Source organism: Pseudanabaena cinerea FACHB-1277 (assembly GCF_014696345.1).
Classification (GTDB): Bacteria; Cyanobacteriota; Cyanobacteriia; order Pseudanabaenales; family Pseudanabaenaceae; genus Pseudanabaena; species Pseudanabaena cinerea.
The window spans coordinates 1-6,755 of record NZ_JACJPY010000136.1; the positions used below are offsets into that span (position 1 = coordinate 1).

At 45.7% G+C, this 6,755-nt stretch carries 8 protein-coding genes; 5 read left to right on the forward strand and 3 right to left on the reverse strand.

The features are described from left to right. The first annotated feature begins 204 nt into the window (after window positions 1-204). Window positions 205-921 (forward strand): PFE-CTERM domain-containing protein, encoded by a 717-nt coding sequence (locus tag H6F44_RS21645; protein WP_190353166.1) that lies wholly within the window; start codon window positions 205-207, stop codon window positions 919-921. 60 nt (window positions 922-981) lie between these two features. On the opposite strand, the gene H6F44_RS21650 is transcribed toward H6F44_RS21645, so the two are convergent. Next, a complete protein-coding gene (locus H6F44_RS21650) occupies window positions 982-1,536 on the reverse strand; it encodes an Npun_F5560 family protein (RefSeq protein WP_190353167.1) in 555 nt (184 codons plus the stop codon). A 73-nt stretch (window positions 1,537-1,609) separates the two neighbouring features. Here H6F44_RS21650 and H6F44_RS21655 point away from each other — a divergent pair, with 73 nt between their 5' ends. Continuing rightward, window positions 1,610-2,179: a GAF domain-containing protein gene (locus tag H6F44_RS21655; protein ID WP_206754485.1), complete on the forward strand. Its 570-nt coding sequence runs from the start codon at window positions 1,610-1,612 to the stop codon at window positions 2,177-2,179. Window positions 2,180-2,193: 14 nt separating this feature from the next. After that, a complete protein-coding gene (locus tag H6F44_RS21660) occupies window positions 2,194-2,445 on the forward strand; it encodes a DUF29 domain-containing protein (RefSeq protein ID WP_190353169.1) in 252 nt (83 codons plus the stop codon). Window positions 2,446-2,523: 78 nt separating this feature from the next. Here H6F44_RS21660 and prfC read toward each other — a convergent pair whose 3' ends face one another. Further along, window positions 2,524-4,107: a peptide chain release factor 3 gene (prfC, locus tag H6F44_RS21665; protein WP_242016695.1), complete on the reverse strand. Its 1,584-nt coding sequence runs from the start codon at window positions 4,105-4,107 to the stop codon at window positions 2,524-2,526. 122 nt (window positions 4,108-4,229) lie between these two features. Beyond that, window positions 4,230-4,820 carry a hypothetical protein gene (locus tag H6F44_RS21670; protein ID WP_190353170.1) on the reverse strand — a complete coding sequence of 197 codons (591 nt, stop codon included), beginning with the start codon at window positions 4,818-4,820 and terminating at the stop codon, window positions 4,230-4,232. Between the two features lie 207 nt (window positions 4,821-5,027). Between H6F44_RS21670 and aroH the strand changes: the two genes are divergently transcribed. Next, on the forward strand, window positions 5,028-5,408 hold the full coding sequence (gene aroH, locus H6F44_RS21675; protein ID WP_190353171.1) for a chorismate mutase: 381 nt from the start codon (window positions 5,028-5,030) through the stop codon (window positions 5,406-5,408). Between the two features lie 48 nt (window positions 5,409-5,456). Then, the gene (locus tag H6F44_RS21680; RefSeq protein WP_190353172.1) at window positions 5,457-6,200 is read left to right on the forward strand and encodes a glycoside hydrolase family 19 protein; all 744 of its coding nucleotides are present in this window, start codon (window positions 5,457-5,459) and stop codon (window positions 6,198-6,200) included. Window positions 6,201-6,755: the final 555 nt, after the last annotated feature.

The following is a 6,755-nucleotide window of genomic DNA, read 5'->3' on the forward strand; positions in this document are numbered from 1 at the left end:
TATTGAAACTAGCTCCCAATAAGTTAACCTACTATCAACGAGGTAAGAGGGCTATGCAGCTTGTCACGGCTACGTTTTAGATGTCTTTGTCACCCCCTCAGGTTGAACACAACTTCTATCTATGCTGCTATTAGTCAAATTATTGGGCTACCCGTAACAAGATCAACTCTCTATCTATACCCATTAAATCTTGCAATATTCATCATGTATAGCCTCTCATCAATCCTGAAACCCACAGCCATATCGGCTCTTGCGATCGCCATAATTGGTATTGATCTAGCTAGCCATGATCATCAGGCTCAGGCGATTAGCTTTCGGATTGGATATAACGGCGCTTCAGGTCTTGTTGATGCTGGAAGCAGTGTTGTAAGAGGACAGAGTTTTCAGGTACAAGTTACAGGTAGTTTTAGTGATCCTGGGGGCGGGGTTAGTGGTACTTTAAATTCAATTAAGTTTTTGTATAATAATGCTACTGCTGCCACTGCGAGTGCCAGTAGAGTTCTTATTTACAGTACCATTCCCTCATTGACTGATTTAAATGCGGGAATTGGCTTCATTGCGGCCAGTTCTGGTGCTAAGACCATAGTTGCTGGTAACACTGATACGGACTTCTCAGGGGTTAATGCAAACGCACGAAGCGTCAGATTTGACTTTGCATCGTCTCCAATCTTAAATGCAGGTACTACCTATTACGCACTGTTTGAAAGCGGTCAGTCAATACAAGGTACTGGACCCACCGATCGCTATGCTGGTGGTGATAGCTATGTTGCTAATCCATCATTTGCTTCCCAGCCAGGCTACGATCGCGCATTTGTCGTGAATGTGCAGGCGGTGCCTTTTGAGTTTGAGGCGACTGGTGGGGTTTTGGTTGTGGGTGGTTTATTTGCATTGCATAGGCTGCGTAAATTGAAAAGGTCATAATCTTTGCTAAAAACTTGCTAAAAAATAAGGATATCGCCATTGACGATATCCTTATTGATTTTATGCGGGCATTACCCTTGGCAACTCTAGCCTTTGTTGGGTATTGGGGCGGCGGGTGCGACCTGAGAGGCGGAAGCTTAGGCTTTGGAGTTCGATGTGCAGTTGACGGTTTTCCTTTTGCAAAGCCTCAATTTTTTGCTTGATCGGCACAATGCGCTCGGCAAACTTGGCTCGGTAAATATTCGGTAACTCCTGCACAACCTGTTCTAACATCCGATTGCGATCGCTCATTTCTTGAATGGTTTGACGTAACTCAACTGCCTCGCGATCGCGTTCTTGGATAATTGCTTGAGAAGCAATCAATTGTTTTTCTACGCCCGAAAGTTTGTCGGCAAGTAGGCGCATTTCTTCAGTGTGCTGCCCATGTATCTCTGGATTTGGTAAAAAAGCGGCATTTCCCTTTACTAAACGAAAAAGCTCTTCCGAGAGTTGTTGTACTAGTAAGTCTTTTTGGTCTAACTCCGCCTTGAGTAAGCTAATTTCCTGATGGAGGTTAGCTGCATTCATGGTCATCGAATTAGAAGGACTAGCATCGATATTTACGGTGGCATTCATAGGTGCATTTCGTTGGGGAATTTAGGCTAAGATTTATAGCACACAAGTATTCGATTGGCAAGTGAATAATCCATTGACACAAACATCAGCGCAAACATCAGCGCAAAAAGCATTGCAATTGCAAACGACTTTGCTCAAAAACTCAATTTCCTATGTGCAGTCGATTAGTGGTGGTCTGATCCTTAGAACCACACTCAAGAATATCTTGGAGTCGCTCGTGTCTTTTACTAACTGCGATGATGGCAGTATTTTCTTAATTGGTGAAGATGGTGTGGTTATTGAAGGCATTTTGGCGCGAGGACCTGTCACCCGCGATCGCAAAGATGCTGTAATTACGAAAGTCTTAGATGAAGGTTTAGCAGGTTGGGCTTTTCGTCATCGACAAATTGGTTTGATTTATGACACGACTAAAGACGATCGCTGGTTGCAATTTCCCGATCAGCCCTACAAGGTTGGCTCAGCGATCGCCATGCCCTTAATTTATGGGGTTGAGCCGATCGGCATCATTACCCTCAGTCATGCTCAAACCCATTGGTTTGATGAGTCGATAATTGAGATATTACAAAAAATTATGGAGGGATTAACAGCAATTATCGTTAATGCTCAACTCCATGCTGAATATCGTCCGTTAGGCTTTATTTAGGGAGCAGTAGCAAAATGACACAGACGATAATCCATAAGTCTCACGAGACTCTATATGAGACAGATTTTTTGCTATGGACTGAAGAAACTGTAGCCAAGCTCAAGGCTAGGGATTTTGACCATGTGGACTTAGAAAACTTGATAGAGGAGATCGAGTCGCTGAGAAAATCAGACAAAAAGGAGATAAAGAGTCGCCTAACAACTTTGCTTACCCATTTACTTAAACGCATATATGTGAATATGCCGCAAGAGTTTAATAAATGTTGAGTGTTAAATTTTGGGAGCAGGAGTAGTAGCCCTTATGCAGTTTTGATGCTGCCGTAAGCAATATCAAAACTGCCATGGCTAGGCTGAAGGGGGAATGGAAATAGGGCTAAGTCTTAAATCGGGATGATCGGATTTGACCTGATCGAGATTCCATTGATTTTTGAATAGCAATACGGGCTGACTCCAACGATCTTTGACGATGAGGGTGTTAAATAGCCTGCCTGCTTTCTCGATCGCTTCCCAACCATCAACCACCCACCTTGCCACTGAGTAGGGCAGCACATCGAGATAGGTCTCTACGCCATACTCCTGATTCAGGCGAAACTGTACCACTTCAAACTGTAGCTGACCGACTGCCGCCAGTACGGGATCGCGCTTGCTCTCGTCGGTGGATAGCAAAATCTGCACCGCGCCTTCTTCCTGCAACTCCGATACGCCTTTATTGAAGCTCTTGTATTTACTGGGGTCAGTATTGCGTAAATAGGCAAATAGCTCTGGCGAAAAGGAGGGAATATCGGGATAGCGGCGTTTTGCCCCCACACAGACCGTATCGCCAATCACGAAACTACCAGGGTTATTTAAGCCGACCACATCGCCAGCATAGGCAGTTTCTACGGTTTCGCGGTCTTGGGCAAACAGCTTTTGGGGGCGGGAGAGGCGCATCTGCTTACCTGTCCGCGCATGGGTGACGACCATATCTTTCTCAAATTTGCCCGAACAGACGCGCAAAAAGGCGATGCGATCGCGATGTTTGGGGTCCATATTCGCTTGCAGCTTAAAGACAAAGCCTGAAAATTCGGGATCGGTGGGTTGGACTGCGCCGCGATCGCTGTCGTGGGGGGTGGGTTTGAGGGCATATTCCAGAAATGCCTCAAGAAATAGTTCCACACCGAAGTTATTCATGGCACTGCCAAAAAATACGGGTGTCACCTTGCCGCGATGGATGGCATCAAGATCTAGCTCACCGCCGATACCATCAAGGAGTTCGAGATCCTCCAGCAACTGTTGGTAAAGATGCGGATCGATTAAGTCTTTGATTTCAGGATGATCGAGGGCAATTATGGTGTTTGCAGCTTTTTTGCTGCCGTGCGATCCCGTTCTTTCAAATAGATGGATGCGTTGCTGGCGGCGATCGTACAGCCCTTGAAATTGATCGCCCGTGCCAATGGGCCAGTTGACCACATAGGTGGTTAGTCCTAACTCCTGCTCGATCTCATCGATCAGTTCTAAGGGACTCATACTGGGGCGATCAAGCTTATTGATGAAGGTAAAAATCGGCAGCGATCGCATCCGACAGACCTCAAATAATTTGCGGGTTTGCGTTTCTAAGCCCTTAGCCGCATCGATTAACATCACCGCATTATCGGCGGCGGCAAGGGTGCGATAGGTATCTTCACTAAAATCTTGGTGTCCAGGGGTATCGAGTAAATTTACCAAATGCCTTTGATATTCAAACTGCATCACCGTCGAAGTGATCGAGATCCCGCGCTGCTGCTCCATTTCCATCCAGTCCGAGGTGGCACTGCGTTGCGCCCTCTTTGCCTTGACCGCCCCTGCCTCTTGGATCGCACCGCCGTATAGCAACAACTTTTCGGTAAGCGTAGTTTTACCTGCGTCGGGGTGAGAAATGATCGCAAAATTGCGGCGGCGATCGACCTCCATCCCTATCTCACTATCTACACTATCTATACTTGTGGGCGCTATGGTCACTGGCGCTGTATTCACTTGCATTAATCTAAATCCTTGAGCTTAATCTTTCATTTTATCTGAGCGCTTGCGAGTTTCTATGACAAATTGATCGCCGTGAAGATAGTCCAAGCATCCACCAACAGCAACAGCAGCGTAAATACCAATAAAATTAAGTACATCCAAGGCTGTGCTAGAGGCCGCACATCCTTTGTATCGATCCCTGTGCGCTCCTCAATCTGTTTAACCAATCTAGCAAAGCCCACCACCCGCATTGGCAGTAAATAGGCGCGATCAGAATTTTGGCTGACAAAATAATAGACGATCCCCCCCTGTCCCGTAATTCTGGGCTTTAGAGCCTTGATCTCTTGCCAAGGCAATGTCCAGCCTTGACGAATAAAGCGAGGAAACCAACGCGGGTAGGTTAGCGTGATCCCCGTTTCATCTAAAACTAGGCGATCGCTCAATGCCCCATACAAAAATACAAAGCCGATCGCCAGTCCAGCGCTTAGCCATGAAGCAGGAACCGCCGCATGGGTAAAGTTGCTTAAAAATGGCAAAGGGGCAGTCAGGGCAACATATAGCAACAAAAGCGTGAACCTGATCAGGGGGGAAACGTAAAATATTTGGCTGGATACAGGATTAGGAATATCCGATAGATTTAGATTAGTGGGCGGCAATTCGGGCATATTTAGGCTAGTTTTTGTGGTGCTGTGCGGAGATATGAATAAATTATATACAAAGCTTTGCGCTGCCCATCTCAAGCTTTTTTGTTGCAATTTTAAGATTATTTTGAAAATTTGGATAAATGACTAGATATGATGTTTAACAAACAAGATTTTTGAATACCTAAAAATCGACAAGCAGAATTTTAAACAGTACGGATGGTGTAAAACGTGGGTTGGCGTGTACGTGGCATTCGTGGTGCAACCACAGTCGAAGCAAATACTTACGAAGCCCTAGAAAGGGCTGTGTTAGAGCTTATGGAGGAAATCGAAGCTCAAAATGATATTGATCCCCGTGAAATAGTCAGTGCCACCTTCTCGGCAACCCCTGACATCAATGTGGTTTTTCCCGCCAAAATTGCCCGATCGCGATCGCATTGGGAGAATGTACCATTGCTCGACCTACAACAAATGCAGGTAGAGGGTAGCTTAGAGCGCTGTATCAGGGTCTTGATTCATGTCAATACCCTCCTTGAGCAGCACCAAATCAAACATATTTATCTCAATGGGGCGAGAAACCTGCGACCTGATCTTAGCTATGCCCAAATTTAACAGGTATAATTTTGGCAACGAAATCAGTATCAATTGAGGCAGTGGTATATGGGAACGATGAAGGCAAAGGTGGCGACTAAACTGAAAGTACGCCCAGAGGATTCGGCAAAATTGACGAGACCTAATGAGACCATAGATGTGCCTGCGGGAAAAACCTATGGCTTTGACAAGGTAGAGCCTGCAAATAATGGCCATCTCAAAGTAATTTTGGCGGCTGGTAGTGGGACTTTTTTTGTGTTTCCGCCCCACTGGGAAGGTTTGGATGTTGTCAAGCAAATTGTCAGCAAGCAGCAGGCAGAAAAGTTATTTGGTAACTCCATTAGTGATGTGCAGCTTCAAGATTTAAATGCTTGCCTCAATCGTTACAAGATTAATACACCGCCAAGATTGCGCCATTTTTTAAGTCAGATTGCCCATGAGTCTGGGGGGTTGGTCTATACCCAAGAGATTGCCGATGGCTCAGATTATGAGTTTCGCGATGATTTGGGCAACGTCAACCCAGGAGATGGTCCCAAGTATAAGGGGGCAGGTGTAATTCAGCTTACGGGTAGAGCCAACTATCAAGACTTTAGCAAGGCGATCAATGATCCTAGGGTAATGGAGGGAGTGGGCTACGTGGCAGCCAAATATCCTTTCACTAGTGCTGGTTTCTGGTGGGACAATAATGAGATGAATGCTCTGTGCGATCGCGGTGGCACGGTTGAGCAGGTAACAAGGCGGGTCAATGGCGGTCTCAACGGTTTAGAAGATCGCTTGCATTATTATGCCAAAGCCACCAGCATTTTCGTCTAGAATCAAAATGCCGCGCAAAGTGCCGCATCTTGATATTTGAGGAGCATAGAAACATACCATTTCCCAATCTACTCCCTTCCCAATCAATAATTAGCGGTGCGGCGCTTTGCGCTGCACCGCTAATTATTTGGTTTTAATGTCTATTGTTAGGCTGGGAAGGGAATAAGAAAGCTTGCTAATGGAGAAATTAAATTATGTAGCTTGCTATTGATAATTCTCACGAGCATTACGAATCCGCTCTTTGTAATCTTGCCATCACACTTTCGCCATCTCGCCCTTCATCGCGCTCAAGTTGATCTGCTCAACTTGAGACGGTAAACCGCCAAAACAGCGATCGGGTATCCCCACAGACAGATCATGAGTGTGAGTGCTTTACAAAACTACATAGACAAAGATACATTAAGGACATAGCGAAAGCTAATTATAAATACATCTAAACCGCAATCATAAACCAATGACCACAGCAGTACAAAGACGCGAAAGCGCCTCCATCTGGGATCAGTTTTGCAACTGGATCACCAGCACCAACAACCGTCTATACATCGGTTGGTTCGG

Coding starts and splice junctions, on each gene's coding strand:
- H6F44_RS21645 (WP_190353166.1), top strand. CDS start 205: ATGTATAGCCTCTCATCAATCCTGAAACCCACAGCCATATCGGCTCTT.
- H6F44_RS21650 (WP_190353167.1), bottom strand. CDS start 1,536: ATGAATGCCACCGTAAATATCGATGCTAGTCCTTCTAATTCGATGACC.
- H6F44_RS21660 (WP_190353169.1), top strand. CDS start 2,194: ATGACACAGACGATAATCCATAAGTCTCACGAGACTCTATATGAGACA.
- prfC (WP_242016695.1), bottom strand. CDS start 4,107: ATGGAGGTCGATCGCCGCCGCAATTTTGCGATCATTTCTCACCCCGAC.
- H6F44_RS21670 (WP_190353170.1), bottom strand. CDS start 4,820: ATGCCCGAATTGCCGCCCACTAATCTAAATCTATCGGATATTCCTAAT.
- H6F44_RS21680 (WP_190353172.1), top strand. CDS start 5,457: ATGGGAACGATGAAGGCAAAGGTGGCGACTAAACTGAAAGTACGCCCA.